Here is a 24,313-nt window from a genome sequence, read left to right as displayed (position 1 = left end):
GCGGTAGGCCAGCAGCGACAGCGAATGGCAGGCCGAACAGACCTCGGCATAGACCTGATAGCCGCGCTGGGCGGCGGCGCGGTCGTAGGTGCCAAACGGCCCTTGGAAATGCCAATGCTGGTGCTTCGGATGCGCCTCGGTGCCGGCCGCAATGGCGACGGCACCAGCACCAGTGACGAGGGCAGCGAGCGCAATTGCGCCGGAAACGATCAATCTACGCATGGCGCTTATCCTGCCTTCTTCTTGAGCACCGCGTCGGCGATGCTGGGTGGCATTGGCAAAGGCCGTTCGATCTTGCCCAGGACCGGCAGCAGGATGAGGAAGTGGATGAAGTAATAGAGCGTGGCGGCCTGGGACAGCGGGATCCAGAAGCCGGCCGGCGGGTTGGCGCCGCAGAAGCCCAGCACGACGACGTCGACCACGAGAAGCAGCATGCACCACTTGTAGATCGGCCGGTACGTCGACGAGCGCACGCGCGAGGTGTCGAGCCAGGGCAGCACGAACAGCACCGCAATGGCTCCGAACATGGCGATCACGCCGCCCAGCTTGTCCGGCACCGCGCGCAGGATCGCGTAGAACGGCAGGAAGTACCATTCCGGCACGATGTGCGTCGGCGTCACCAGCGGGTCGGCCGGGATGTAGTTCGCCGCGTCGCCCAGCATGTCGGGCCCGAAGAACACGACGAGCGAATAGACGATCAGGAAGACGACGACGCCGAAGCCGTCCTTCATCGTGTAGTAGGGATGGAACGGCACGGTGTCCTGCGGCCCCTTGGGATCGATGCCGGTCGGGTTGTTCGAGCCGTGGACGTGCAGCGCCACGACATGGAGCGCCACCACTGCGACGATGATGAACGGCAGCAGGTAGTGCAGCGCATAGAAGCGGTTGAGCGTCGGATTGCCGATCGAGAAGCCGCCCCACAGCCAGGTCACGATCGAGTCGCCAACGACCGGGATGGCCGAGAACAGGCTGGTGATGACGGTGGCGCCCCAGAAGCTCATCTGGCCCCACGGCAGCACGTAGCCCATGAAGGCCGTGGCCATCATCAGCAGGAAGATGACGACGCCCAGGATCCACAGCAGTTCGCGCGGCGCCTTGTAGGAGCCGTAGTACATGCCGCGGAAGATGTGGACATAGACGGCGATGAAGAAGAACGACGCGCCGTTCATGTGCAGGTCGCGGATCAGCCAGCCCTGCGGCACGTCACGGTCGATGCGCTCGACCGAGTCGAAGGCCATCAGCACGTGCGGCGTATAGTTGGTCGCCAGCACGACGCCGGTGGCGATCATGAGCACCAGCATCACGGTGGCAATGGCGCCGAAATTCCAGAAGTAGTTGAAATTCCGTGGCGTCGGGAAGGTGTGATACTCCTTCTCGATATACGAGAAGATCGGCAGGCGGTAATCGATCCAGGCGATCACCTTGTTGTTGAAGACCGGCGGTGTGCCGTGAGACGAGGCCATTGCTGCGAGCTCCTAGGCGATCGGTGTGCGATCGACGGCGATCAGCCGATGCGGACGAGTGAGTCGGAAAGAAACAGGTACTGCGGAATGACGAGGTTCAGCGGCGCCGGTCCCTTCCGGATGCGCCCCGACGTATCGTAGGCCGATCCGTGACACGGGCAGTACCAGCCACCGTAGGGACCCTTGTCCTGGCCCGGCAGGTTGCCGAGCGGCACGCAGCCCAGATGGGTGCAGACGCCGATCATGATCAGCCACTCGCGGCGCACCTTCTTGGCGGTGTCGGTCACGCGTGAATCGTCGGTCTGCGGATCGGGCAACTCCGACATCGGCACCGCCTCGGCTTCCTTGATGTCCTTTTCCGTCCGGTGACGGATGAAGACCGGCTTGCCGCGCCATTTCACCGTGATCGCCTGGCCGACTTCGATCGGCTTGACGTTCACCTCGATCGAGGCGAGCGCCAGCGTGTCGGCGGCGGGATTGAGATTGTTGATGAACGGCCAGGCGACGGCCGCCACGCCGACGGCGCCAAGGGCGCCGGTCGCAACCATGAGGAAATCGCGCCGGGTCGGATCACCGTGACCGCCGGCTGGTACGCTTGCTGTCGCCATTGTCTTCTCTTTCCACCCCCCGAGGAGATACCGCCTTTAGAGCGCGAAAGCCCCTTATGTTTCAAGGCTCTGTTGGTCGCAGGCCCGTAACGCGGCATGGGGCGCGGCATTCTGTGACAGCGTGCCGCACGGATGGTGCTTTCGCGACGCGGACGGGGAGTAGAATTGCCCATGCGCCTAGCCCTGTTCCAGCCCGATATCCCACAGAATCTCGGCGCCTTCATTCGCCTCTCCGCCGGCCTGGGCGTCCCCCTCGACATCATCGAACCCTGCGGCTTCCCGGTCGACGACAAGCGCATCCGCCGAGCCGCCATGGACTACTACGACCTGGCGACCATCGTCCGGCATGCCTCCTGGACCGGTTTCCAACAGACCCGGCTCGGGACCCGTCCGGCCAGACGGCTGGTCCTGCTGACGACCGCGGGCGGTTCCACCTTCCCCGACGTCGTCTTCCAGGCCGGCGATACACTGCTGCTCGGCCGCGAAAGCGCCGGCGTGCCGTCCGACGTCCATGACGCCGCCGACCTCCGGGTGCGCATCCCCCTGCATCCAGGCGCCCGCTCGCTCAATGTCGCGCTGGCGGCGGCAATGGTATTGAGTGAGGGCCTGCGCCAGACCGCGGGTTTTCCGCGAGCCCCATGAGCAAATCCCCCTCTCCCGCCCCTCGTACCGCGACCGGCCCAAACGGGCCCTCGCCGCTGCCCGACGAAGCGACTGTCCTCCGTTGGAAGGACACCGCACGGCACTGGTTCGGAACCCTGCGCAACCGCATCTGCGCAGAATTCGAGAAAATCGAGGACGAGCTTTCCGGCACGCACGAAGAGCTGCCGGCCGGCCGTTTCCTGCGCAAGGAATGGCGGCGCGAGGAAGGTCCCGACGGCGAGGACCGCGGCGGCGGGACCATGGCGATCATGCATGGCCGCGTGTTCGAGAAGGTGGGCGTCAACGTCTCGACCGTGTTCGGCGAGTTCAGTCCGGAGTTCCGGAGTCAAATTCCCGGCGCCGCCGAGGATCCGCGCTTCTTCGCCTCGGGCATTTCGCTGGTCGCCCACCTGCGCTCGCCCAAGGTGCCGGCGGTGCACATGAACACACGCTTCATCGTGACCACGCGTGCCTGGTTCGGCGGCGGCGGCGACCTCACGCCCATGACGCCGCACGAACCGGACACGCGCGACTTCCACGCCGCGTTCAAAGCGACGTGCGACCGGCACGATGCCTCTTACTATCCGCGCTTCAAGGAATGGTGCGACGAATACTTCTACCTCCCGCATCGCGGCGAACCGCGCGGCGTGGGCGGTATCTTCTACGACTATCTCGATAGCGGCGATCATGTCCGCGATCTCGCCTTCACGCGCGACGTGGGCGAGACCTTTCTCGACATCTATCCCAAGCTGGTACGCCGCCACATGGACGAGCCGTGGACCGCAGCCGAGCGCGAGCACCAGCTGGTGCGCCGCGGCCGCTACGTCGAATTCAACCTGCTGCACGACCGCGGCACGAGATTCGGCCTGATGACCGGCGGCAATGTCGAGGCCATCCTGATGTCGCTGCCGCCGGAGGCGCGCTGGCCGTAGCGATATAATACTTGCAAGTTCAGCAGGTTTAGGCTACAAATATATCTAGAATGGGCGTTTTTCGTCCCGCCCCAGTCAACGCCCGCCGGACCCGGCCCGCGGGCGTTTTTCTTTGCCCAAACAGGGCTTCCAAACGACCCGGATCAAACCCTGCCGGCGGCCGCAGGGCCGTGCGCAGAAAGGAGAAATCCGATAACGCCGAGTAGATGGTTCCAGTGGCACAGCCGATCAGGGGGCGATTCGCCCGTCCGCTCAGGGACTTGGCGGCGATCCGTGGCACAGGCAGCGGGACAACCCGTGGCACAACGAGGTGTGCCAAAAACGGTCGCTCAGCGGCGTGCCAGCGCCACCCCGGCGAGCAGCGGCGCAGCGAACAGGGTCAGCACCAGCAAGGGATAGGGCGCGCCCCACCAGAAGGCGAAGCGATCGAGGAACGCGACCGGATCCTCGTCGTAGGTCAGCCGCACATAGAGAAAGTCGACGAGCACGGTGGAGACGGGCCACAGCAGCGCTGCCAGCAGCGCCGCCTCGAACCAGCGCGATCCCACCGTGTGCCGGGCATGGATGAAGGCCATCAGCACGACGTAGGGCAACGGCACCAGGACCTTGTACCACTCGACCGCGCGCACCGAGAGCGAGGTCGCGATCCAGGTATCGCCCACGGCATCGTTCAACACGACAAGCAGCGCGATCGCGACCCACAGCGCGAAAGTAAGCGGAGGCCGAATCACGTCTGACGCGCCAGACGCTCGAGTTCGGCCAGGCAGGCGTCGCGGTCGGCCGAGAAATCACCGTCGATCCACCAGCGCTCGACCGCCTCGATCAGCGCACCGACGCGAGGGCCGGGTTTCAGGCCAAGCTTCAGCGCGTCGCCGCCGCTCACCGGCAGCTCCGAGGGCGTCCAGCTTCGCGCCAGGGCCAGCGCCGCCCGCCAGTCGCCTGCCGCGTCGACGGCCAGCAAAAGACGATCGGCGTAGAGACCGCCGCCAAGATGATAGATCCCGGCCCGCCAGGCTTTCGCACCGCCGGCGACATCGACGGCCGGCGCCGCTGCCAACATGACCTCGAGGCGCAGTGCCTGCTGGGTCGAGAGCTTCAGGCGCTTGCCGATCGCCGTGGCATCGGCGCTGGCCGGCAGGATCGCGGCAAGCCGGCGCAGCGGATCGGGCGCGTCTTCCCGCGCGATCAGGGCCTCGAGGCGTGCGACGCCGGCGTATTCCGGCAGCCAGTGGTCGAGCGCGCCGGAACAGGCCATCGCCTGCAGCGCATCGGCCGGCGCCGGCGCCTGGAGGAGACGCAGCAGTTCCTTGGCAATCCGTTCGCCCGACAGGCTGCCGAGCGTGCCGGCATTGCGCCGGCAGGCATCGAAGCCCGGCCCGTTGAGCGGCGGGCGGCCATACCAGGCGTGGAAGCGGAAAAAACGCAGCACGCGCAGCCGATCCTCGGCGATGCGGGTGTCGGCATCGCCGATGAAGCGCACGCGACCCGCCGCGAGATCGCTCTGGCCGTCGAAGGGATCGTAGAGCGTGCCGTCGCGATCGGCGTAGAGGGCGTTGAAGGTGAAGTCGCGCCGGCTCGCGTCCTCGAGCCAATCGTCGGTGAAGGCCACGACGGCGCGGCGGCCGTCGGTTTCGACGTCGCGGCGCAAGGTGGTCAGCTCGAACCGGCAGCCCTCGACGAGAGCCGTCACCGTTCCGTGCTTAAGGCCGGTCGGCACCGATTTGAGATGGGAAGCCGTGAGCGCGCGCATGATCGTCTCGGGCGGCTTGTCGACGGCCAGGTCGATGTCGTCGATGGCGCGATCCAGTACCGCGTTGCGCACGCAACCGCCGACGAAGCGCACGACGACACCGGCCCGGTCGAGCGAGCCGAAAAGCGCACGCACCTGAGGCGTATCCATCCAGGGTTGCGGCTCGAGACGTCCGGTTGCCTTCATGGGGCGAAGAGGCCGCCGTAGCCCTGATTCTGGGTGAAGAACATCACGACGAAGCCCGCGATCGTGCAGGCGAGGCCGGCGATGGCGAGCCAGGTGATGGGCATGTCCTGCCACACCGGCAGGGTGCCGGCGATCTTGCGCTCCTGCTTGATCTTGACCGCCCATGCCCACAGGAAGAAGGCGACGGTCGGCGCCATGACCAGTCCGAGGACCAACAGTACGACGCGCATGGGGCTACTCCGGGGCCCGCGTCACTCGCCGGCGGTGAGGACAAAATGCAGGTTCTTCAGCATACCGGCAGTTGCCCCCCAGATGTAGCGCTCTCCGTAGGGCATGGCGTAGTAGCGCCGTTCGCGGCCCTGCCAGACGCGGCTGTCGATGCGATGGTTGCGTTCGTCGAGAAAGTGCGCCAGCGGCACCTCGAAGACGTCGGCGACCTCGCGGGGATCCGCACGGGTCGTGAATCCCGGCGTGACGATGCCGACGATCGGCGTGATCTCGTAGCCCGTCCCGGTGCGGTAGAGATCGACCGGTCCGATCACGTCGACGAAGCTCCGGGCGAGGCCCACCTCCTCCTCGGTCTCGCGCAACGCCGTCGCCACGGCATCGGCGTCCTCCATCTGCCGGCGTCCGCCGGGGAAGGCGATCTGGCCGGCGTGGCTCGGCATGTCATCGGTACGCTGCGTCAGCAGCACCGTCATGCCGGACTCGCGGCGGACCAGCGGCATCAGCACCGCAGCCGGCCGGTAGCTCTCCGGCACCGGCACGACGCCGTTGAGGGAAAAGTCACTGCCGAGGGGCGGGTGGGTTACTGGCAAACCCGATGCCAAACGCCGGCTGCGTTCGCGTACCCGCTGCACGATTTCGTCAACCTTCATGCCCTTGTTCCGGCCTCATTTCTGGGCTTCCCTCAACCCTAGTCCCATCGATCACAGGAGCGCCCCGGTGGCCCCCGACACATCGACCGCAACCGACGCCGACGCCCGCTCCGCCCTCGCCGATATCGAACGACTGGGCGGCCAGCTACGCGCCGCGCGCACAGCCATCGGCAAGGTCATTTATGGCCAGCAGGACGTTATCGATCAAACGCTCGTTGCGCTGCTGTCAGGCGGCCACCTGCTGCTGATCGGCGTGCCGGGCCTCGCCAAGACCAAGCTTGTGGACACTCTGGGTATCGTTCTGGGGATGGAAACCAAGCGCATCCAGTTCACGCCCGACCTGATGCCCGCCGACATCCTGGGCTCGGAGGTGCTGGAGGAAAGCGACGGCGGCCGCCGCTCGTTCCGCTTCCTGCAGGGCCCGGTGTTCGCCCAGCTGCTGATGGCCGACGAAATCAACCGCGCCAGCCCGCGCACCCAGTCCGCCCTGCTGCAGAGCATGCAGGAAAAACACGTGACCGTAGCCGGCAAGCGCTACGACCTGCCGGCGCCGTTCCATGTGCTGGCGACCCAGAATCCGCTGGAACAGGAAGGCACCTATCCCCTGCCCGAAGCGCAGCTGGACCGCTTCCTGCTGCAGATCGACGTCGGCTATCCCGACGAAGAGGCCGAGCGCCAGATCATGATCGGCACCACCGGCGCCGTGACGGCGGTGGCGTCGCAGGCCCTGACGCCGGCCGACCTCATGGCCGCGCAGTCCCTGGTGCGGCGCCTGCCGATCGGCGAGAGCGTCGTCGACGCCATCCTGAAGCTGGTGCGCGCCGGCCGGCCGGAGAATTCCGACCTCGACGTCGTGCGCAACCGCGTCGCCTGGGGTCCGGGCCCGCGCGCCAGCCAGGCCTTCATGCTGGCCTGCCGTGCCCGCGCGATCATCCAGGGCCGTCTCGCGCCGTCGGTCGACGACGTCGTGGCGCTGGCCGGACCGATCCTGCGCCATCGCATGGCGGTCAATTTCTCGGCCCGCGCCGAGGGCGTCACGGTCGAAGCGGTGATTGCCCAGATGTGCGCCCGGCTCGCCTAGTCCTGGCCTAGGCATTGCAGCGCCGCAGCCAATGGCCGCGCCCTCAACCCTTCACCGCTCGCTCGAACTCGCTGGAACGCTGCCCGCGTTAATGGTGGCGGCCGATCGCGTCGCCGCGACCGTCATCCAGGGCGTCCACGGCCGGCGCCGGGTCGGACAGGGCGACGCTTTCTGGCAGTACCGGCCTTACCGCGACGGCGACAGCGCCAGCCAGATCGACTGGCGGCAAAGCGCGCGCAGCCGGCACCTGTTCGTGCGCGAAACCGAATGGGAGGCAGCGGCCAGCGTCTGGCTGTGGCGCGATGCCTCGCCCTCGATGCAGTACGCATCGTTGAAGAACATCGACACCAAGGCGGTGCGCGGCGAACTGATCACGCTGGCGCTGGCGAGCCTGCTGGCCGATGCCGGCGAACGCGTTGCGGTCCTGGGCGCCGGCATGCGACCGACCTCGGGACGCGTGGCGGTGCGGCGGGTGGCCGAGACATTGTTCGACGAAACGCGCGACGCCACGCGCACGCTGCCCAGCCTGCCGCCGATGGTTCCGCTGCCGGCGCATGGCACCATCGTCCTGGTTTCCGACTGGCTGGACCCGCTCGACAAGATCGAAGCCATCATCCGCTACTACGCGAGTGTCGGCGTGCGCGGCCATCTCGTGCAGGTGCTCGATCCGGCCGAAGAAGACCTGCCGTTCGACGGCCACGTGAAGTTCGAAGGCCTCGAAGCCGAGGGCCAGCATACGATCCGCCGCGTCGAAGCGGTGCGCACAGCCTATGGCGCCCGGCTGGCGGCACAGAAGGACGGGCTTCACCGCCTGGCGCGGCCGGCCAACTGGACGGTCCATCAGCACCGCACCGACCGGCCGCCACAGACCATTCTGCTCGCTCTTTACCTCGCGATGGCCGACTTGCGTCGGCTGAACGCGGCCTGAGCGCGCATGCTCGGTCTCGGCGCTTTCGCCTTTGCCGCGCCGGGGATGCTGGCGTTGCTGCTGGCGCTGCCGGTGATCTACTGGCTGCTGCGCCTGATCCCGCCGCTGCCCAAGCTGGTGCGCTTCCCCGCAATCCGGCTGCTCGTCGGCCTCGAGCCGACCGAACAGACGCCGATGAAGATGCCGTGGTGGCTGCTGCTGCTGCGCCTGCTGCTGGCGACGGCGCTGATCCTGGCCGTGGCAAAGCCGCTCCTCAATCCACAGGCCGACCTGCCCGGCCGCGGGCCGCTGCTGCTGGTGATCGACGACGGATGGTCCTCGGCGCCGGGCTGGACGACGCGCATCGCTCACGCCGAGCGCCTGATCCAGCGTGCCGAGCGCGGCGGCCGGACGGTCGTCCTGATGGGCACCGCGCCCACGCCGATCGACCAGGCGACGGCCAGGCGCGGCGCGCTCAGGCCCGATGAAACCCGCACCATCCTGCGGGCTTTTCGACCGAAGCCCTGGCCGACCGATCGCACCGCGGCGGCAGCCGAGCTCGACCAGATGCAGATCGATCTCGGCGCCTATGCGGTCTGGCTGAGCGATGGCCTGGAGGACGAGGGCGCGGCGCGACTGACCGAACGGCTGCGCCGCTTCGACGGCTTGCAGGTCGTGGTCCCCGACCAGGCCACCACGCCGCTTCTGCTGCTGCCCCCGGTCGCCGAAGGCCGTGACCTCAAGGTCCGGGCGCTGCGGCCGGCGGCCGACGGGCCGCGCAAGGTGGCGGTCCAGGCGGCCGACGAGCAGGGCCGTGTCGTCGCCCGCATCGACGTCGAGTTCGCCGCCAGCGCCACGCAGGGCGAAGGCGTCCTGCCGGCCCCGGCTGAACTTCGCAACCGCATGGCGCGGCTCGATATCGAGGCGCAGGGCGGCGCCGGCAGCGCCGTGCTGCTCGACGAACGTCATCGTCGCCGGCCGGTAGCGATCATGGGCGAGCGCGCGACGGCCGGCGGCCAGCCGCTGCTGCAGGAGGTCTACTTCCTCGAGCGCGCCCTCGATCCCTACGTCAGCCTCAGCATCGGCGATCTCGAGACGGTGCTCACGCGAAACACCGCCGTCCTGCTAATTCCCGACGGCGCCGTTCCGTCGGCCAACGACCGCGAGGAAATCGCCAAGTGGATCGAGCGCGGCGGCGTGGCGGTCCGCTTCGCCGGTGCCAATCTCGCCGCTGGGGCCGACACCCTGGTGCCGACGCGGTTGCGGCTGGGTGATCGCGCGCTGGGCGGCGTCATGAGCTGGGGCGAACCCACCGCCCTCGCCGAATTTCCCGCCAACAGCCCCTTCCTCGGAATCCCGATTCCCAAGGACGTGCGCATTTCCCAGCAGGTCCTGGCCGAGCCGACGCCCGACCTCGCCGACAAGACCTGGGCACGCCTGGCCGACGGCACACCGCTGGTCACCGCCGAGAAGCGCGGCCAGGGCTATCTCGTGCTGATCCACACCACCGCCAACACAGGATGGAGCAACCTCTCGCTCTCCGGCCTGTTCGTGAACATGCTGCAGCGGCTGGTGACGCTGTCGCGCGGCGTCGCCGGCGATGGCGTCAACAAGGCGCTGAAGCCGTGGCGCACGCTCGACGGCTTTGGCCGGCTGGGCGCGCCGCCGGCCGGCGCGCAGATCTTGCCCGCCGATGCCGCCGAAACCTTCAAGCCCAAGCCCACCACGCCGCCCGGCCTCTACGGCGACGAGAACGCCCAGGTGGCGTTCAACATCGGCGGCCGCGTCGGCACGCCCAGGCCGCTGACGCTGCCCGGCGGCGTCGCGACCGACAGACTGTCGGAAGGTGGCGAGACCGACCTGTCGCGCTGGTTCCTGCTGGCGGCGCTCCTGCTGCTGCTGGCCGATCTCCTGATCTCGCTGTGGCTGCGCGGCCTGCTGCCGCGCGCCGTGCGCCTGGGCCGCGCCGCACCGGCGGCACTGTTGCTGCTGGCCATGTTCGGCGGCGCGCCGGATGCCGACGCCCAGCAGTCGCCGCCGCGGCCGCAATTCCAGCCACAGCCTTCCGCCCCGGCCGGCCCGGCCACGCGCGACCGCCCGGGGCCGCCGCCGCTCAGTATCGAGCAGGCGCTCAAGGGCTCGCTCGACATCCGGCTCGCCTACATTCTCACCGGCGACAAGGAAGTCGACGACATCAGCAAGGCGGGCCTCGAGGGCTTGAGCGAGATCCTGCGCAACCGCACCTCGGTGGAGCCGGCCGACCCGGTCGGGCTCGACCTCGAACGCGACGAGCCCCGCCTCTATCCCTTCATCTACTGGCCGGTCACCTCGACGCAACCTGCGCTGTCGCCGCGTGCGGCGGCTTCGCTTGACCGCTACCTGCGCACCGGCGGCATCATCTTCATCGACACGCGCGATCAGCAGCTCAGCTTCGACCGGCAGGCCGGCGGAAATCCCGACCTCAAGCGTCTCCTGGCCGGCGTCGAGACGCCGCCCCTCGTCGCCATGCCGCCGGATCACGTGCTCACGCGGGCGTTCTACCTGCTGTCGGACATGCCGGGCCGCTGGGCGGGCGGAAAAATCTGGATCGAGTCGGGCGGCGGCCGGGTCAACGACGGTGTCACCACCATCATCATCGGCGCCAACGACTATGCCGGCGCCTGGGCGGTCGACCAGCGCGGCCGCGGCATCATGCCGGTCACGCCGGGCGGTGAGACGCAGCGCGAGATGTCGTTCCGCGTCGGCGTCAATCTCGTGATGCATGCGCTCACCGGCAACTACAAGGACGACCAGGTGCATCTGCCCGACATCATGCAAAGGCTCAGGCGATGAACCCGACATCGGCCGTCTCCGTCGCCTTCGATCCGCTGTTGCCGTGGCCGGCGCTGGCCCTACTGGGCGGCATCGCGCTCGTGCTGATCCTGCTCGGCCTGCGCGTCGGCGCTCGCGGCACGATCTGGCGCCTGGGCTCGATTGCCGTCGTCCTGGCGGCGCTGGCAAATCCCGCCCTGATCGAGGAGCAGCGCAAGCCGATCGCCGACGTGGCGCTTGTGGTGATCGACGACAGCGACTCGATGGCCATTGGCGAGCGGCGCCGGCAGGTCCAGGCGGCGCGCGAATCTCTGAAGCGCAAGCTCGGCCAGCAGGAGGGCCTCGAGGTCCGCGAGGTCGTCCTGCCGCCGGCCCAGATCCAGCTCGGAAGTGAACGGCCGGGCGGCACACGCCTGATCGAAACCATGCGCTCGGCCCTGGTCGAGGTGCCGCCGGAACGGCTGGCCGGCGTCATCCTGCTGACCGACGGCCAGATCCACGACGTGCCGGCGGGCCTGCCGCCTGAACTCGGCGGCGCCCCCCTGCATGGCCTGATCGCCGGCAAGAAGAACGAGCGCGACCGGCTGATCGTGGTCGAGCAGTCGCCGCGCTTCGGCGTCGTCGGTCGCGAGGTGACGGCCAAGTTCCGGGTCGAGGATCCCGCCGGTGGCACTGCGCCGATAACCTTGTCGGTCGGCGGCGAAGTGGTGCGCCGGCTCGACGTGCCGGTCGGCCGCTCGGTCGAACTGCCGATCGTCGTCGGCAATCCCGGCGCCAACGTGGTCGAGCTGGAGGTCGGCGCAGGGCCGAGCGAACTCACGCTCGACAACAATCGCGCCCTTTTCACCATCAACGGCGTGCGTGACCGTCTGCGCGTCCTGCTGGTGTCGGGCGAGCCCTACCAGGGCGAGCGGGCCTGGCGGAACCTGCTGAAGAGCGATCCCGCCGTCGACCTGGTCCACTTCACGATCCTGCGCACACCGCAGAAGGACGATTTCACGCCGGTGCGCGAGCTGTCGCTGATCGTCTTCCCGATGAAGGAGCTGTTCGAGCAGAAGCTCAAGGAATTCGACCTCATCATCTTCGACCGCTACGAGTCGGGAAACCTGATCACCCGCGAATACTTCCGCAATATCTCGGAATACGTGAAGAGCGGCGGCGCGCTCCTGGTTTCGGTCGGGCCGGTGTTCGCCACGGCGCGCTCGCTCTATCGAACGCCGCTGGGCGCCATCCTGCCGGCGGCACCGCTGGGCGACGTGCTGGAGACACCCTACAAACCCAAGGTCAGCGAGATCGGCCAGCGCCATCCCGTCACCGCGAACCTGCCTCAGGCCGGCCAACCCGACAAGGAACCCGACTGGGGCCGCTGGTTCCGCCTCGTCGCCTCGCGCACCGAGCGCGGCAACACCGTCCTGTCGGGCGCCGAGGACAAGCCGCTCGTGATTCTCGACCGCGTCGGCGAGGGCCGCGTGGCGCAGCTCATGTCCGATCACCTGTGGCTGTGGAACCGCGGCATCGACGGTGGCGGCCCGCAGCCGGAACTGGTGCGGCGCGTCGCCCACTGGCTGATGAAGGAGCCCGACCTCGAGGAAGAGGCGCTCAGGGCGACGGCGGTGGGCGGCCGCATCGAGGTGACGCGCCGCACGCTCGCCACGACATTTCCGCCCGTCACGATGACCTCGCCAGGAACAGCATCAGAGGGCGGCAGCACCCGCACGCTCAGCCTGCGCCAGACCGCGCCCGGTCTCGGCCTCGGCGTCGTCGACGTCGACAAGCCCGGCCTCTACCGCTTCGACGATGGCACGCTCCGCACCGTGGCCGCCGTCGGCAGTCCCGACCCGTTGGAATTCTCCGACGTGCGCGCGACCGACGCCAAGCTGAAGCCGCTGGTCGAGGCTTCGGGCGGCGGCCTGCTGTGGCTGGTCGACCAGCCCGACCCGGACATCCGGACCGTGCGACCGGGCCGCGCCGCCGGCGGCTCGGACTGGATCGGGCTTCGCCGCAACGAGGGCTACACCGTGGCCGGCATCAACCAGCTACCGCTGCTGCCCGGCATCCTGGTGGCGATTGCCTTCCTGATGGCCATCGGCAGCGCCTGGTGGCGCGAGGGACGCTAGGGCTACTGAGGGCGGCCGTTACCAACCCGAAACTTGATCCTTCCCTTGGCAGCGCCATTTTGGGGGCCAAGAGGTAAACACCATGATCGAACTCAGACCCTTCGAGAAACTCGGCAAGTCGGACCACGGCTGGCTGAACGCCAACTTCCATTTCAGCTTCGCCGACTACCGCAACCCCGACCGCGTGCACTGGGGTGCTCTGCGGGTGTGGAACAACGACCGTATCGCGCCGGATTCCGGCTTCCCGCCGCACCCCCACCGCGACATGGAGATTGTGACCTACGTCATCAAAGGCGCGATCACCCACCAGGACCACCTCGGCAACGAGGGCCGCACCGAGGCCGGCCAGATCCAGGTGATGAGCGCGGGCAACGGCATCAAGCACGCCGAATACAACCGCGAGGACGAGGAGACCGAGCTGTTCCAGATCTGGATCCTGCCCAACAAGCAGGGCGTTCCGGCACGATGGGAGACGGTGCAGTTCCCGGCCGAGGCGCGCGACGGCAAGCTGGTGCCCCTGGCATCGGGCCGCGGCCATGAGGGGGCGCTCCCGCTCCATGCCGACGGCGCGCTGTTCGCGGGCACGCTGAAGGCGGGTCAGACAATCCGCCAGAAGCTGGACGGCAAGCCCGCCTATCTCGTGCCGGCGAGGGGCAAGGTCGAGGTGCGCGGCGGTTCGGCCGCGCCGGTGACCGCCAAGGCGCGTGACGGGATCGCGGTGGCCGACCAGGACGAGATCGAGATCACGGCCATCGAGGATGCCGAGATTGTGCTGGTCGAAACCGACAGGCTGAACTGATCTCGTACGATTTGACGCTATCGACCGGGCGGGCTTTGATCCCGCCCGGTTTTGTTTTGGGGGAACGCCATGGCCTACAAGGGCTTCGATCTGACGGGCAAGGTGTCGCTGATCACCGGCGGCAACGGCGGCATCGGCCTCGGGATGGCCGAGGCCCTGGCCGAGGCCGGCGCCGACGTCTGCATCTGGGGCACCAACCCGGCCAAGAACGCCGCCGCTGCAGAGAAGCTGAAGCGCTTTGGCCGCAAGGTGCATACCCAGATCGTCGATGTCGGCGATGAGAAGCAGGTCGAGGCGGGTTTCGCCGAGACGGTCAAGGTCATGGGCCATGTCGACAATTGCGTCGCCAATTCCGGCGTTTCGGGCCGCGGCAAGGGCGCCATCCTCGAGATGACCTACGACGAATGGCGACGGGTCATGCGGATCAATCTCGACGGCGTCTTCTTCACCTTCCGTGCCGCCGCCAAGCACATGGCCGAGCGCGGCAAGGGGGGCTCGCTGGTCGCCATGGCCAGCACCGCGGCCATCGAGGGGGCGGCCCGCTCCAGCCACTACGGCGCCAGCAAGGGCGGCGTCACCGCCATGGTCCGGGCGCTCGCGGTCGAGCTGGCGCGCTACAAGATCGCCGTCAATTCGATCCTGCCGGGCTGGATCGAGACCGAGATGACGGCCAATGCCTTCGGCAACGAGAAGTTCGCCGCAAACGTGATGCCGCGCATTCCGGAGCGCCGTTGGGGCGTTGGCGCCGATTTCGGCCCGATCGCCGTCTATCTGGCCAGCGACGCCACCGCCTATACGACGGGACGCGACTTCGTTATCGATGGCGGCTATACGTTGTTCTAGTCCGTCGCACCTTGGGAGAGCCGGGAATGTTCAAGAAACTCGCAGCTTGTTTCGTTGTGTCCATGGCGTTTGCCGCCCTGCCGGCACTGGCGCAGCCCGCCAAGCCGGCACCGGCCGCCGCCACGCCGGCCGCCGAGGACAAGTATGTCGGCTACTACTATCCCAAGCCGACAACGGTCGAGAATTACACATCGCCGATGCAGATGATCGCCGGCGCCGAGCGGCAGCAGCGCGTGCAGTTCGTCACCGTTGTCTCGCAGGGCACGATCCAGTCGGCCTACCGCGTTCCCTATGCGGTGTTCGTCAAGGGCGACAAGGCTGAAAAATTGATCATCGTCGGCCTGCAGCCGGGCGAATTGAATTCGATCTACCGGGTCCGGGCTATTCTCGCCAACATGACCACGATGTCGCGCCTGTCGCCGTTCTTCCAGGAGCGCACGGTGGCCGAGGATGCGAACTTCTACGACCTGCTGAAGATGCTGGGCTTCACCCAGCTCACCGCCACCGATGGCGAGAAGTTCGCCTATCAGGTGAACGTCAAGTAGGCGCGTAGGCGCGTTCATACGCGCCGGCGGGCGGCAGCGCTTGTCATCAAGCGCGAGTAAGGCGCTGTAAACAGCGCCGACCCGCGCCGTTGGAATGGCGCACCGAGATTCTTTCTGCACGGCGCGGCGCCCGCGCTTCGGTCTCTATGCACCGCCGGAGATTGCTAACGCAAGGCGTCAGCGATTTCCTGGTGATACCAGCCCAGCGCCTTCTCGAACTTGCCGAAGGTCTGCACGCGGTTGGCGCCGCTCCTGAAATTTGCCTGGATGGTGGCGCCGACAGTGAAATCCTCGTCGAGCGCGGCCAGAATCAGGTCCTGGTTGGTCTTCCAGTAGCTTTCCGGCTTCTTCGCCCGCTCCACGGGATCGACGAGCACCGAGACGTTGATCAGCGCCTCGTCGGGCGACACCGGGAAACTGGTGAAAACACCGCAATGATCCTGGGTATAGGCCAGCACCGTGTTGGGGAAGAGATTGTAGAGCACCACAGCATGGTCGCGGAGCTGCCAGGTCTCGCGCGGCTGGTTCTCGACCTCGAGGATCGACGGCTTGCAGACCGCGAAACGGGAATGACGCTCGCGTCGTTCGTAGGCGGTGATGTTGTCGAGGAACAGCGGCGCCACGCTGGCGCCGTGCAGGTAACGGAAGTGATAGAGCTCGAGGAAGGTGTCGATCACCAGCTTCCAGTTCATGTGCGGGCGGATCGGCGTCGTGCTGTGCACCTCCCAGCCATGCATATCCCAGGACGCAAGATCGGCCTTAACCGGCCCGAGAAAGGCGTCCATGTCGATGTCGGCACTCTGGCCCGGTTCGAGCGCCGTCGGCACCACGAAGACCATGCCGCAGCGCTCGGCGACGGCGAGCGGGCGCAGCCCGTGCGTCGCACGATCGACCTCGCCGAACCAGGCCCCGTCGGTGATGCCGACCAGCTTGCCGGTGAGGTCGTAGCTCCAGCCGTGATAGGGACAGACGAAGGCGCGCCTGTTCGAGCCGCAGGGCTTCAGTTCCACGGTGGCGCTGCGGTGGCGGCAGACATTGAGGAAGGCGCGCAGTTTGCCGTCGATGCCGCGGGTGACGAGGATCGGCTGGCCGGTGTCGCTATTGGCGACGAAGTCGCCGGGCTTGCGCAACTGGGCGGAGAACGCGACCACGACCGGATACTTGCGGAACAGCAGGGCCTTCTCGCGTTCGAAGCGGTCGGTATCGAAATACTCCTCGACCGACGTGTGACTGACCTGCCCGTCGTCGCGCGCGTTGGCGCGCGCCATGCCGTGCATGCGCTCGATATAGGCCACCTGGTCGTCGTGCTGCATCGTCTGCTCCTAGATCGCGTTCATGCCGCCGTCGATCACCAGTTCGGCGCCGGTGACGAAGCGCGATTCGTCGGAAATCAGGTAGAGGATGCCATAGGCGATGTCCCGGGGCGCGCCGAATTCGCCGATCGGGATGCTGCCGCGGACCCGTTCCTTGACCTTGTCGTTGGGCAGGATGCCCTCGCCCATCGGCGTCAGGATGACACCGGGATGGACCGAATTGCAGCGCACCTTGTAGCCTTTGCGTGCGCAATCGATGGCCACGGTCTTGGTGAACTGGCGCACCGCGCCCTTGCTGGCGCCATAGGCCGAGAGATTGGGCGTGCCGAGAAAGGCCGCGAGCGACGAGAGATTGACGATCGAGCCGCCGCCGGAGCTGCGGAGCGCCGGCACGCCATGCTTGCAGCCGAGGAACACGCCATGGACGTTGATCGACAGGATGCGCTGCCACTGCTCGACAGTCTCGCTCTCGAAGGTCGAGGGAAACGGTCCGGCAATGCCGGCATTGTTCACCAGGCCGTCCAGCCTGCCTTCACGCGCCAGGATATCGTCGATGATCCGCTTCCAGTCGGCTTCCTGCGCCGTATCCTGCAGCAGGAACCGCGCCTTGCCGCCAATTTGCTGCACCGTCTCGAGTCCACCCGGCTGGTTGATATCGGTGACGATCACGGTGGCGCCCTCGTCGGCCAGCAGCTTCGCCGTGGCGCGGCCGATGCCCGATCCCGCGCCCGTCACCAGGACGACCTTGTCCGCAACCCTGCTCATGGTTTCCTTCCCTATCTTTTCTTGTCGCCAAGCTAGAAGCAGCGCAGGCTTGCCACAAGACGAGAGGATCTCATGACCCGCACACTGGAATTCTATTACGACTACGGCAGTCCCTACAGCTATCTGGCCGACACACAGGTCGAGGCCATCGCCAAGCGCGCCGGCGCCGCGCTGGTGCGCAAGCCGATGCTGCTGGGCGGCGTCTTCAAGGCGACCGGCAATGCCTCGCCGATGACGGTCGAGCAGAAATCGAAGTGGAGCGCCTTCGACATGCCGATGTGGGCCAAACATTACGGCGTGCCGTTCCAGCGCAATCCGTTCTTCCCGGTCAACACGCTGGCCCTGATGCGCGGCGCCGCGGCGGCCCAGATCGACGGCCTGTTCGAGCGCTACCATCCCGCCATCTACAGGGCGATGTGGGTGGACGGCCGCAATCTCAACGACATCGCCGAAGTGGCGTCGGTGCTCACGGCGGCGGGCCTCGACGCCCGCAAGTTCGGCAATCGCATCCAGGACCAGGACGTCAAGGATCGGCTCAAAGCCACGACCGACGAGGCGGTGGCGCGCGGCGTCTTCGGCGCGCCAACGAGCTTCGTGGGCGATATGATGTTCTTCGGCAACGATCGCCTGCCCTTCGTCGAAATGGCCCTCAAGGGAGAGCTCAAGTGAAAAGACTCGGTGTATTTGTTGCGGCCGGCTTCCTCTTCGCCGCCGCGCCCGCTTTCGACCAGACCGTCGGCACCTGTCCGCGCGGCGGTGGCGGCAACCAGCCGCCACCGGCACGGGTGCTGTTCGATCTCGGCAGCGCCCAGCTCAGGGCCGCCGACAAGCCGGTCATCGCCCAGGCGGCGGCCACGGCCAAGGCACGGCAGGTGACGGTCATCTGCCTGATCGGCCACACCGACAAGCTGGGCGACAAGACGTTCAACGAGAAGCTGGCCCGTTCACGTGCCCAGGCCGTCGCGGCACAGATGATCCGCGACGGCGTGCCGGCCAATCATCTCTATATCGTCGCCGATGCCGAAGCGTTCGGGAACATGAGCCTCGGCAAGGAAGATGCTTCGGTGGTCGACCGCAAGGTGACGATTTTCTTCTCGCGCTAGATCATGCCCGCTTGATCAGATCGACATCTCGAGGACCGCCTTGCCGACGACCTTGCGGTCGATCAAGGCGCGAAAGGCATCGACTGCACACTCCATCGGAAATCGATGCGAGATGTGCGGCCGCATGACCCCGAGAGCTGCAAGCTTCGGCAACTCGGCGTAGCTGTATCCCATCTGGGGCAGACGCAGCAGCGTCTCGCCCGCACGGATGCCCAGGATCGATAGTCCCTTGATCAGCACGTGGTTGGACATGAGTTTGCTCGGTCCGCCCGATGTGAAGCCCACGACCAGCAGGCGAGCGCCATAGGCCGCCGCACGCATGGACTTTTCCAGCACCTCGCCGCCGACCGGATCATAGATCACATCGGCGCCCTTGCCTCCGGTCAACGCCTTCACGGCAGAGACGAAATCGGACGTGCGGTAGTTCACGACTTCGTCGGCACCATTCTGCTTCACGACGGCAAGGCGCTCGTCGTCACCCCCCGTTGCGATCACGCGCGCGCCGAGATGCTTGGCGAGCTGCACGGCCGCCAGCCCCACGCCGCCCGACGCACCATGGATCAGCGCGACCTCGCCCTGGCGCAGAGCGCCACGATGAACGAGCGAATGGTAGGCGGTGGTTGCGGCAACACGAAAGCCCGCGCCCTCGGCGAACGACCAGCCTTCGGGCAGGCGCAGCAGATGGCCCTTGGGCGTCACGGCCACATACTCGGCGAAAGCGCCCGGCCGGATGCCGAAGATCACCTTGTCGCCGACCTTCCAGTCGAGGCGCTCGGCGCCCACGGCGTAGACCATACCCGCGCCTTCCATGCCGGGCACGAAAGGCAGATCCGGCTTGTGCTGGTAATCGCCCGAAACGGTAAGCACGTCGGGAAAATTGACCGAAGCTGCGCCAACCTTCACGACGATGTCGCGCGGCCCCGCTTCGGGAACAGGCCTCTCCTCGATTTTCAGGACAGACGGATCGCCGAGGCGATCGCAAACGACTGCCCTCATCGGGCTAATCGAGCTCGAAGGCGTTCTTGTAGTCGAGCTTCAGCGCCGGATCCTGGTCTTCCTTGCGCAGCAGGCAGTTGCCGACCACGAGAACCTCGATCTCGCTGCCCATGAAACAGCGGAAGGCGTCTTCAGGGGTGCACACGATCGGCTCGCCGCGCACGTTGAACGAGGTGTTCACCAGCACGGAGCTTCCGGTCTTGGCCTTAAAAGCCGAGATCAGATCGTGGAACGGCTTGTTGGTCTCCTCGTGCACGGTCTGCACGCGGCCGGAATAGTCGATGTGCGTCACCGCCGGAATGTCGGAGCGTGGCACGTTCAGCTTCTCGATGCCGAACAGCTTCTCCTCATCGGCGGTCATCTTGCGGCGGCGGCTCTCGACCACCGGCGCCACCATCAGCATGTAGGGGCTGTCCGTATTGATTTCGAAGTACTTGTCGACATCCTCGCGCAGCACCGCCGGCGCAAAGGGGCGGAACGATTCGCGGTACTTCACCTTGAGATTGAGCGTCTTCTGCATCGAGGGTGACCGCGCGTCACCCAGGATGGAACGGGCGCCCAGCGAGCGCGGTCCGAATTCCATCCGGCCCTGCATCCAGCCGACCGCCTTCTCATCGGCCAGCGCCTGCGCGGTCTGGTCGATCATCTGCGCATGGTCGAGGCGCGAGAGCTTGGCGCCCACCGCCGTCAGGCGCTCGGCGATCTCGTCGTCGGTGTATTCCGGCCCGAGATAGGAGCCGGCCATGCCGTCCATGTGGCCGTTGAGCTTGCGCGGCTGGCCCATGAAGCCGTGGTAGGCGGCATAGGCCGCGCCGACCGCGCCGCCGGCATCGCCGGCCGCCGGCTGCACCCAGATATTGTCGAAGATGTTCTCGCGCAGCAGCTTGCCGTTGGCGACGCAGTTCAGCGCCACGCCGCCGGCCAGGCAGATATTCTTCGCGCCGGTTTCCTTGCGGACCGAGCGGCCGAGCCGGAGCACGATCTCCTCGGTGACGGCCTGGATCGACGCCGCGAGATCCATGTGGACCTGCGTCAGCTCTTCTTCGGGCTTGCGCGTCTTGATGCCGAACACATCGGCGAACTTGTCGTTCGTCATGCGGAGGCCAGTGCAATAGTCGAAGTAGGTCTGGTCGAGGCGGAAGGTGCCGTCCTCCTTGAGGTCGACGATCTTGTCGAGGATCAGGCCCTTGAACCGGGGCTCGCCGTAGGGTGCGAGGCCCATGACCTTGTATTCGCCAGAATTGACCTTGAAGCCGGTGTAGTAGGTGAAGGCCGAATAGAGCAATCCCAGCGAATGCGGGAAGTGCAGCTCCTTCAGCATCTCGAGGCTGTTGCCCTTGCCGTAGCCCAGCGACGTCGTCGCCCACTCGCCGACGCCGTCCATGGTCAGGACGGCGGCTTCCTCGAACGGCGAGGGAAAGAACGCCGAGGCGGCATGGCTCTGGTGATGCTCGCCGAACAGCAGCCGCTTCTGCCAATCGAAGTCGGGCTGCCACTTCTTCATCTCGTCGCGCAGCAGTGTCTTCTGGAAGAGCTTCTCCTTCAGCCACAGCGGCATGGCCATGCGGAAGGAGGTGAAGCCGCGCGGCGCATAGGCAAGATAGGTCTCGAGCAGGCGCTCGAACTTCAGGAACGGCTTGTCGTAGAAGGCGACATAATCGACATCGGCGAGCTTGATGCCGGAGCGGCCGAGGCAATACTCGACCGCCTTCTCGGGAAAGTTCGCATCGTGCTTCTTGCGGGTGAAGCGCTCTTCCTGCGCCGCGGCCACGAGGTGGCCATCCTCGATCAGCGCCGCGGCGCTGTCGTGATAGTAGGCCGAGATGCCCAGCACCCGCATGCGACGCGCCCGCTCCGCCTAGAACAGCGTGTAGATGAAGGGAGCGATCGCCGAGCCCTTGGTCAGCACGATCAGGCCGCCGAAGATCACCATCATGATCATGATCGGCAGCAGCCAGAACTTCTTGCGCTCGCGCATGAAGGCCCAGAGTTCGACGATGACGGAGCCCATGAACCGGTCCTTTCCAGATCAGAATTGCCAGATCAGAATTGATTGCGCATCGACTGCGGCGGCGGCCCCGGCGGGGTGCGGTCGATCCAGTAGCTCTTGGCAGTGCTGTCGAGCCGCAGTCGCAGGAAATCCTTGCCGAATGCCCGCATGACCAACCCGATCGGCATGATGGTCACGAAGAACAGCATGCCGAGGACGAGCGGGTTCATGACCTTGTAGAGCAGCAGCCCGAACTTCAGCCACAGCCGGTTGAGCGGGCCCAGCAGGCGGGGATAGACCAGCGCCACCAGCAGGAATGCAGCCGCCAGCGGCAGCGCCCAATGCCAGGTGGCGCCGCTCCGCCACAGCGAAATCGCGCTCACGATGGCGAAAAAGCCCGCGAAGACGAACCCGAAACCACGGTCGGAGCCCGCCTTGACGTGCTCCTCCCGCGAAAAGTCTTCATGAAGCTGGCTGGTCGCCATGTGCAACGCGCTGAAATGTCCGGACAGGGGCCCCTAAGTCACTGATCCCACTCGCCAAGTCAATTGGCTCCGTCCGAGTGTCTATTCGGCAGCCGTCGCGGCGAACCGATGGGCCAGCAGCGCCGTCAGGGTCAGCCGCCAGACCGCCGTCGCACGCTCGAAGCTGAGGCCGTCCCGGCGACGCAACACGATCCAGGCGTCGAGGGAAAGGGCCGCGCCGATCGCATCGGCCAATTCCTCGCGGGCCGGCTCGCCCAGCACATCGAACTCCGGTGCGAAAGCCTCGAAAGTGGCGGCGCGCAGCTCCTGCTTGGACGCCAGTCCGCGCTCGATCAGCGCCGGATGGCCCGCGAACTGCCCGGCGGCAACGCGCAGGGGCACGATCTTGTCGAAGATTTCGGCCAGGTTCTGCACGACCGATGCAATGCGCACGGCCAGCGGACGGCTCTTCGAGCCCGGCGGCGGCACGACGATATCCTGCCGGATGGCGTCCATCACAGTTACGAAAAGTGACTCAACATCGCCGAAATGCTGAAATACTGACCGGACAGAGACATCTGCCCGCCTGGCGACCGCCACGACCGTCGGCGCCGTGCTGGTCTCGGCAATCATGGCCTTGGCGGCCGCGATCACCTTGCGGCGGGTCTCGACCGCGCGTCGATTGCGCCCGTCGCGATGTACGGTTTTGACCGCTCCCGTCTCGTCGTTATGCGCCACGGCATCGCCGCGCCCTACAAAGGCTGCTTCGCTCATTTCCGTGTTCCTAAACCGGAGTAGAGGCAATCGGTGGCCAATAGCCACACCGTCGCCTATGGAGGGCATCAGATAGGGGCCGAGTAGGGCAGGAACAAGGTAAAGACCGTCGCACCACCATGAATACGAGCCATGCAAACACCCCCCGCGCCGTCCTCTGGGACTTCGGTGGGGTCATCCTGAGCAGTCCCTTCGAGGCCTTCCGCCGCTACGAAAACGAGGCCGGCCTTCCCAAAGATTTCATTCGCAGCCTGAATGCGCGCAATCCCGATACAAATGCCTGGGCAAAGATGGAACGCAGCGAGATTTCCCTCGCGGGCTTCGTCGAACTGTTCGAAGTCGAAGCCCTGAAGCAGGGCCACAAGCTCGACGGCTGGCGCGTCCTGCAGTCGATAAGCGGCGACATTCGGCCGCAGATGGTGGAGGCCCTCCGACGCTGCAAGGCGGCCTTCCGGGTGGCCTGCATCACCAACAACATGAGGTCGGGCGAAGGCCCGGGCATGGCGCGCAGCCCCGAAAAGGCCCAGGCCGTCGCCGACGTCATGGCGCTGTTCGAGCATGTCGTGGAATCGAGCAAGCTCGGCCTGCGCAAGCCCGATCCGCTCATCTATCGTCATGCCTGCGACCTGCTCGACGTGCCGCCGGAGAGCTGCATCTACCTCGACGATCTCGGCATCAACCTCAAGCCGGCGCGCGCCATGGGCATGCGCACCATAAAAGTCGGCGATCCCGACGAGGCGATCGCCGAGCTGGAGGCGATGGTTGGCATTCCGCTGCAAGGCTGAGCGGTGAAACGGGTCGCTCGTCCGATCACCGTAAAATATCTCCAGAACGCCGCGGCCTTCTATCTCGAACGCTACCCCAGTTCGGCCGAGGGCCTGCGCCGCGTCCTGAACCGGCGGGTCGCCAAGGCGAAGATGCTCGACGCACCGATCATGGACAACGTTCAGCAGGCGATCGAAGTCGTCGTCGCCAAGTTCGTCGATGCCGGCGTGATCGACGACAAGGCCTTCGCCCAGACCAAGGCGCGCTCGCTCCATCGGCGCGGCACCTCGAGCCGGCTGACGCGGCAGAAGCTCAAGATGGCCGGCGTCGACGCCGACACGCTCGACGAGGCAATGCAAGGACTGGACGTCGAGCTCGACGTCACACCTGCCCAGCGCGAGCACCATGCCGCCGCGGCCCTGGCACGGCGGCGGCGGCTCGGTCCCTATCGCCCGACCGAGGACCGCAAGGACCATCGCCTCCGCGACCTCGCCACCATGGCCCGCGCCGGCTTCGCCTACGATGTTGCCAAAAAGGTGATCGACGCCAAAGACGCCGACTCTCTGGACGAAGCCTGAGCA

Annotated in this window: 27 protein-coding genes; 13 read left to right on the top strand and 14 right to left on the bottom strand. The window is 66.6% G+C overall.

Going from position 1 to position 24,313, the window contains the following annotated elements:
* From EPO55_RS04160 to petA, 3 genes are all read right to left on the bottom strand, one after another.
* Window positions 1-222 (bottom strand): cytochrome c1 (locus EPO55_RS04160; protein ID WP_296335175.1); only part of this gene is annotated, 222 nt, incomplete at its 3' end.
* A 5-nt stretch (window positions 223-227) separates the two neighbouring features.
* Entirely contained in the window at window positions 228-1,463 is a 1,236-nt protein-coding gene (locus EPO55_RS04155; RefSeq protein WP_296335174.1) for a cytochrome b N-terminal domain-containing protein, read from the bottom strand.
* Between the two features lie 41 nt (window positions 1,464-1,504).
* A complete protein-coding gene (petA, locus tag EPO55_RS04150; protein WP_296335173.1) occupies window positions 1,505-2,071 on the bottom strand; it encodes a ubiquinol-cytochrome c reductase iron-sulfur subunit in 567 nt (188 codons plus the stop codon).
* Window positions 2,072-2,242: 171 nt separating this feature from the next.
* On the opposite strand from petA, the gene EPO55_RS04145 reads away from it, so the two are divergent.
* Window positions 2,243-2,713 carry a tRNA (cytidine(34)-2'-O)-methyltransferase gene (locus EPO55_RS04145; protein ID WP_296335172.1) on the top strand — a complete coding sequence of 157 codons (471 nt, stop codon included), beginning with the start codon at window positions 2,243-2,245 and terminating at the stop codon, window positions 2,711-2,713.
* A complete protein-coding gene (hemF, locus tag EPO55_RS04140; protein WP_296335171.1) occupies window positions 2,710-3,645 on the top strand; it encodes an oxygen-dependent coproporphyrinogen oxidase in 936 nt (311 codons plus the stop codon). Before EPO55_RS04145 ends, hemF begins: the two co-directional genes overlap by 4 nt.
* A 329-nt stretch (window positions 3,646-3,974) precedes the next feature.
* On the opposite strand, the gene EPO55_RS04135 is transcribed toward hemF, so the two are convergent.
* From EPO55_RS04135 to EPO55_RS04120, 4 genes are read right to left on the bottom strand one after another with little or no spacing between them, the layout of a single operon-like run.
* A complete protein-coding gene (locus EPO55_RS04135; protein ID WP_296335170.1) occupies window positions 3,975-4,376 on the bottom strand; it encodes a hypothetical protein in 402 nt (133 codons plus the stop codon).
* Window positions 4,373-5,530 carry a CCA tRNA nucleotidyltransferase gene (locus tag EPO55_RS04130; protein WP_296335169.1) on the bottom strand — a complete coding sequence of 386 codons (1,158 nt, stop codon included), beginning with the start codon at window positions 5,528-5,530 and terminating at the stop codon, window positions 4,373-4,375. The genes EPO55_RS04135 and EPO55_RS04130 overlap by 4 nt, the downstream gene beginning before the upstream one ends.
* Before the next feature lie 47 nt (window positions 5,531-5,577).
* Window positions 5,578-5,811, bottom strand: a complete 234-nt coding sequence (locus tag EPO55_RS04125; RefSeq protein ID WP_296335167.1) for a hypothetical protein — start codon at window positions 5,809-5,811, stop codon at window positions 5,578-5,580.
* Window positions 5,812-5,832: 21 nt separating this feature from the next.
* Window positions 5,833-6,459, bottom strand: a complete 627-nt coding sequence (locus tag EPO55_RS04120; RefSeq protein ID WP_296335166.1) for a CoA pyrophosphatase — start codon at window positions 6,457-6,459, stop codon at window positions 5,833-5,835.
* A gap of 124 nt (window positions 6,460-6,583) precedes the next feature.
* On the opposite strand from EPO55_RS04120, the gene EPO55_RS04115 reads away from it, so the two are divergent.
* The 7 genes from EPO55_RS04115 to EPO55_RS04085 all read left to right on the top strand — a co-directional run bounded on the left by EPO55_RS04115 (window position 6,584) and on the right by EPO55_RS04085 (window position 15,562).
* Window positions 6,584-7,540 carry a MoxR family ATPase gene (locus EPO55_RS04115; protein ID WP_296335176.1) on the top strand — a complete coding sequence of 319 codons (957 nt, stop codon included), beginning with the start codon at window positions 6,584-6,586 and terminating at the stop codon, window positions 7,538-7,540.
* A gap of 31 nt (window positions 7,541-7,571) precedes the next feature.
* Window positions 7,572-8,468 carry a DUF58 domain-containing protein gene (locus EPO55_RS04110; RefSeq protein ID WP_296335165.1) on the top strand — a complete coding sequence of 299 codons (897 nt, stop codon included), beginning with the start codon at window positions 7,572-7,574 and terminating at the stop codon, window positions 8,466-8,468.
* Window positions 8,469-8,474: 6 nt separating this feature from the next.
* Window positions 8,475-11,279 (top strand): DUF4159 domain-containing protein, encoded by a 2,805-nt coding sequence (locus EPO55_RS04105; protein ID WP_296335164.1) that lies wholly within the window; start codon window positions 8,475-8,477, stop codon window positions 11,277-11,279.
* Window positions 11,276-13,375, top strand: coding sequence for a hypothetical protein (locus EPO55_RS04100; RefSeq protein WP_296335163.1), 2,100 nt, complete (start codon window positions 11,276-11,278; stop codon window positions 13,373-13,375). The genes EPO55_RS04105 and EPO55_RS04100 overlap by 4 nt, the downstream gene beginning before the upstream one ends.
* 82 nt (window positions 13,376-13,457) lie before the next feature.
* Window positions 13,458-14,174 carry a pirin-like bicupin family protein gene (locus EPO55_RS04095; RefSeq protein ID WP_296335162.1) on the top strand — a complete coding sequence of 239 codons (717 nt, stop codon included), beginning with the start codon at window positions 13,458-13,460 and terminating at the stop codon, window positions 14,172-14,174.
* A 69-nt stretch (window positions 14,175-14,243) separates the two neighbouring features.
* Entirely contained in the window at window positions 14,244-15,017 is a 774-nt protein-coding gene (locus EPO55_RS04090; RefSeq protein WP_296335161.1) for an SDR family oxidoreductase, read from the top strand.
* A 26-nt stretch (window positions 15,018-15,043) separates the two neighbouring features.
* The gene (locus EPO55_RS04085) at window positions 15,044-15,562 is read left to right on the top strand and encodes a hypothetical protein (RefSeq protein ID WP_296335160.1); all 519 of its coding nucleotides are present in this window, start codon (window positions 15,044-15,046) and stop codon (window positions 15,560-15,562) included.
* 164 nt (window positions 15,563-15,726) lie between these two features.
* On the opposite strand, the gene EPO55_RS04080 is transcribed toward EPO55_RS04085, so the two are convergent.
* Complete coding sequence (locus EPO55_RS04080) at window positions 15,727-16,875, bottom strand: aromatic ring-hydroxylating dioxygenase subunit alpha (RefSeq protein WP_296335159.1); 1,149 nt, start codon at window positions 16,873-16,875, stop codon at window positions 15,727-15,729.
* Between the two features lie 9 nt (window positions 16,876-16,884).
* Window positions 16,885-17,640 (bottom strand): glucose 1-dehydrogenase, encoded by a 756-nt coding sequence (locus EPO55_RS04075; protein ID WP_296335158.1) that lies wholly within the window; start codon window positions 17,638-17,640, stop codon window positions 16,885-16,887.
* A gap of 72 nt (window positions 17,641-17,712) precedes the next feature.
* On the opposite strand from EPO55_RS04075, the gene EPO55_RS04070 reads away from it, so the two are divergent.
* The gene (locus tag EPO55_RS04070) at window positions 17,713-18,309 is read left to right on the top strand and encodes a 2-hydroxychromene-2-carboxylate isomerase (RefSeq protein WP_296335157.1); all 597 of its coding nucleotides are present in this window, start codon (window positions 17,713-17,715) and stop codon (window positions 18,307-18,309) included.
* Window positions 18,306-18,743 carry an OmpA family protein gene (locus EPO55_RS04065; RefSeq protein ID WP_296335156.1) on the top strand — a complete coding sequence of 146 codons (438 nt, stop codon included), beginning with the start codon at window positions 18,306-18,308 and terminating at the stop codon, window positions 18,741-18,743. Before EPO55_RS04070 ends, EPO55_RS04065 begins: the two co-directional genes overlap by 4 nt.
* A 15-nt stretch (window positions 18,744-18,758) precedes the next feature.
* Here the strand turns inward: EPO55_RS04065 and EPO55_RS04060 are convergent, their stop codons facing one another.
* The 5 genes from EPO55_RS04060 to EPO55_RS04040 all read right to left on the bottom strand — a co-directional run bounded on the left by EPO55_RS04060 (window position 18,759) and on the right by EPO55_RS04040 (window position 22,967).
* Window positions 18,759-19,739 carry an NADPH:quinone oxidoreductase family protein gene (locus EPO55_RS04060; protein WP_296335155.1) on the bottom strand — a complete coding sequence of 327 codons (981 nt, stop codon included), beginning with the start codon at window positions 19,737-19,739 and terminating at the stop codon, window positions 18,759-18,761.
* Window positions 19,740-19,743: 4 nt separating this feature from the next.
* Entirely contained in the window at window positions 19,744-21,579 is a 1,836-nt protein-coding gene (locus tag EPO55_RS04055) for a carbamoyltransferase (RefSeq protein ID WP_296335154.1), read from the bottom strand.
* Window positions 21,580-21,597: 18 nt separating this feature from the next.
* Complete coding sequence (locus EPO55_RS04050; RefSeq protein WP_296335153.1) at window positions 21,598-21,750, bottom strand: DUF5989 family protein; 153 nt, start codon at window positions 21,748-21,750, stop codon at window positions 21,598-21,600.
* 32 nt (window positions 21,751-21,782) lie between these two features.
* Entirely contained in the window at window positions 21,783-22,214 is a 432-nt protein-coding gene (locus tag EPO55_RS04045; RefSeq protein WP_296335152.1) for an SxtJ family membrane protein, read from the bottom strand.
* An 81-nt stretch (window positions 22,215-22,295) separates the two neighbouring features.
* Window positions 22,296-22,967: a TetR/AcrR family transcriptional regulator gene (locus tag EPO55_RS04040; protein WP_296335151.1), complete on the bottom strand. Its 672-nt coding sequence runs from the start codon at window positions 22,965-22,967 to the stop codon at window positions 22,296-22,298.
* 119 nt (window positions 22,968-23,086) lie between these two features.
* Here EPO55_RS04040 and EPO55_RS04035 point away from each other — a divergent pair, with 119 nt between their 5' ends.
* Both EPO55_RS04035 and EPO55_RS04030 read left to right on the top strand, forming a co-directional pair.
* Complete coding sequence (locus EPO55_RS04035; protein ID WP_296335149.1) at window positions 23,087-23,752, top strand: HAD-IA family hydrolase; 666 nt, start codon at window positions 23,087-23,089, stop codon at window positions 23,750-23,752.
* A 3-nt stretch (window positions 23,753-23,755) separates the two neighbouring features.
* Window positions 23,756-24,310: a RecX family transcriptional regulator gene (locus EPO55_RS04030; RefSeq protein WP_296335148.1), complete on the top strand. Its 555-nt coding sequence runs from the start codon at window positions 23,756-23,758 to the stop codon at window positions 24,308-24,310.
* Window positions 24,311-24,313 lie beyond the last annotated feature (3 nt).

Origin of the sequence: Reyranella sp. (assembly GCF_004296935.1) — a bacterium.
GTDB lineage: Bacteria > Pseudomonadota > Alphaproteobacteria > Reyranellales > Reyranellaceae > Reyranella.
This window is presented reverse-complemented; position numbering and strand designations above follow the sequence as displayed.

Coding starts and splice junctions, on each gene's coding strand:
- EPO55_RS04035 (WP_296335149.1), top strand. CDS start 23,087: ATGAATACGAGCCATGCAAACACCCCCCGCGCCGTCCTCTGGGACTTC.
- EPO55_RS04060 (WP_296335155.1), bottom strand. CDS start 19,739: ATGAGGGCAGTCGTTTGCGATCGCCTCGGCGATCCGTCTGTCCTGAAA.
- EPO55_RS04040 (WP_296335151.1), bottom strand. CDS start 22,967: ATGAGCGAAGCAGCCTTTGTAGGGCGCGGCGATGCCGTGGCGCATAAC.
- EPO55_RS04105 (WP_296335164.1), top strand. CDS start 8,475: ATGCTCGGTCTCGGCGCTTTCGCCTTTGCCGCGCCGGGGATGCTGGCG.
- EPO55_RS04085 (WP_296335160.1), top strand. CDS start 15,044: ATGTTCAAGAAACTCGCAGCTTGTTTCGTTGTGTCCATGGCGTTTGCC.
- petA (WP_296335173.1), bottom strand. CDS start 2,071: ATGGCGACAGCAAGCGTACCAGCCGGCGGTCACGGTGATCCGACCCGG.
- EPO55_RS04045 (WP_296335152.1), bottom strand. CDS start 22,214: ATGGCGACCAGCCAGCTTCATGAAGACTTTTCGCGGGAGGAGCACGTC.
- EPO55_RS04055 (WP_296335154.1), bottom strand. CDS start 21,579: ATGCGGGTGCTGGGCATCTCGGCCTACTATCACGACAGCGCCGCGGCG.
- EPO55_RS04125 (WP_296335167.1), bottom strand. CDS start 5,811: ATGCGCGTCGTACTGTTGGTCCTCGGACTGGTCATGGCGCCGACCGTC.
- EPO55_RS04100 (WP_296335163.1), top strand. CDS start 11,276: ATGAACCCGACATCGGCCGTCTCCGTCGCCTTCGATCCGCTGTTGCCG.
- EPO55_RS04050 (WP_296335153.1), bottom strand. CDS start 21,750: ATGGGCTCCGTCATCGTCGAACTCTGGGCCTTCATGCGCGAGCGCAAG.
- EPO55_RS04110 (WP_296335165.1), top strand. CDS start 7,572: ATGGCCGCGCCCTCAACCCTTCACCGCTCGCTCGAACTCGCTGGAACG.
- EPO55_RS04145 (WP_296335172.1), top strand. CDS start 2,243: ATGCGCCTAGCCCTGTTCCAGCCCGATATCCCACAGAATCTCGGCGCC.
- EPO55_RS04070 (WP_296335157.1), top strand. CDS start 17,713: ATGACCCGCACACTGGAATTCTATTACGACTACGGCAGTCCCTACAGC.
- EPO55_RS04080 (WP_296335159.1), bottom strand. CDS start 16,875: ATGCAGCACGACGACCAGGTGGCCTATATCGAGCGCATGCACGGCATG.
- EPO55_RS04075 (WP_296335158.1), bottom strand. CDS start 17,640: ATGAGCAGGGTTGCGGACAAGGTCGTCCTGGTGACGGGCGCGGGATCG.
- EPO55_RS04120 (WP_296335166.1), bottom strand. CDS start 6,459: ATGAAGGTTGACGAAATCGTGCAGCGGGTACGCGAACGCAGCCGGCGT.
- EPO55_RS04095 (WP_296335162.1), top strand. CDS start 13,458: ATGATCGAACTCAGACCCTTCGAGAAACTCGGCAAGTCGGACCACGGC.
- EPO55_RS04155 (WP_296335174.1), bottom strand. CDS start 1,463: ATGGCCTCGTCTCACGGCACACCGCCGGTCTTCAACAACAAGGTGATC.
- hemF (WP_296335171.1), top strand. CDS start 2,710: ATGAGCAAATCCCCCTCTCCCGCCCCTCGTACCGCGACCGGCCCAAAC.
- EPO55_RS04090 (WP_296335161.1), top strand. CDS start 14,244: ATGGCCTACAAGGGCTTCGATCTGACGGGCAAGGTGTCGCTGATCACC.